Raw genomic sequence first — 1280 nt, 5'->3', positions numbered from 1 at the left:
ACAGTCTGCTCTTTAACAATGTGAATCATGCTGACAATTTCTCCGCAAGGAGAAATGCAAGATACGTCTCAAGCGTATCCGGCAATTGTCGTACGTAATCGCGGACCAGACCCTTTCGGGTTATATGGTCAAGCGATTAAGCGCATACGGTGGATGCCTTGGCAGCCAGAGGCGATGAAAGACGTGGTAGCCTGCGATAAGGCTCGGTGAGGTGGCAAACGACCTGTGACCCGGGCATTTCTGAATGGGGAAACCCACCCAGCACAAGCTGGGTATCCCACACTGAATCCATAGGTGTTGGGAGGCGAACCGGGGGAACTGAAACATCTAAGTACCCCGAGGAAAAGAAATCAACCGAGATTCCCCCAGTAGCGGCGAGCGAACGGGGACTAGCCCTTAAGCGGCACAACTGATAGGCGAACAGGCTGGGAAGCCTGACCATAGCGGGTGATAGTCCCGTAGCCGAAATCTGAGTGTCGTGAAATCGAGTAGGTCGGGGCACGTGAAACCTTGACTGAACATGGGGGGACCATCCTCCAAGGCTAAATACTCCTGGCTGACCGATAGTGAACCAGTACCGTGAGGGAAAGGCGAAAAGAACCCCGGAGAGGGGAGTGAAATAGATCCTGAAACCGTATGCGTACAAGCAGTGGGAGCATGCAAGTCATGTGACCGCGTACCTTTTGTATAATGGGTCAGCGACTTATTTTCAGTGGCGAGCTTAACCGAATAGGGGAGGCGTAGGGAAACCGAGTCTTAACTGGGCGACCAGTCGCTGGAAATAGACCCGAAACCGGGCGATCTATCCATGAGCAGGTTGAAGGTTGAGTAACATCAACTGGAGGACCGAACCAGGATCTGTTGAAAAAGATTTGGATGACTTGTGGATCGGAGTGAAAGGCTAATCAAGCCCGGAGATAGCTGGTTCTCCTCGAAAGCTATTTAGGTAGCGCCTCACGTATCACCGCCGGGGGTAGAGCACTGTTTCGGCTAGGGGGTCATCCCGACTTACCAACCCGAGGCAAACTCCGAATACCGGTGAGTGCCAGCGTGGGAGACACACGGCGGGTGCTAACGTCCGTCGTGAAAAGGGAAACAACCCAGACCGTCAGCTAAGGTCCCGAAATCCTGGTTAAGTGGGAAACGATGTGGGAAGGCTCAGACAGCTAGGAGGTTGGCTTAGAAGCAGCCATCCTTTAAAGAAAGCGTAATAGCTCACTAGTCGAGTCGGCCTGCGCGGAAGATGTAACGGGGCTAAACCAGGTACCGAAGCTACGGGT

The 1280-nt window shown here is 53.3% G+C and carries 1 rRNA gene; it reads left to right on the top strand.

The annotated features are described in order from the left end of the window. Window positions 1-126: 126 nt before the first annotated feature. A 23S ribosomal RNA gene (locus HOP59_RS23425) occupies window positions 127-1280 on the top strand; the annotation flags it as partial.

The sequence above is a fragment of the Billgrantia aerodenitrificans genome, from assembly GCF_021404405.1.
Lineage (GTDB): Bacteria > Pseudomonadota > Gammaproteobacteria > Pseudomonadales > Halomonadaceae > Halomonas > Halomonas aerodenitrificans.
This window is presented reverse-complemented; position numbering and strand designations above follow the sequence as displayed.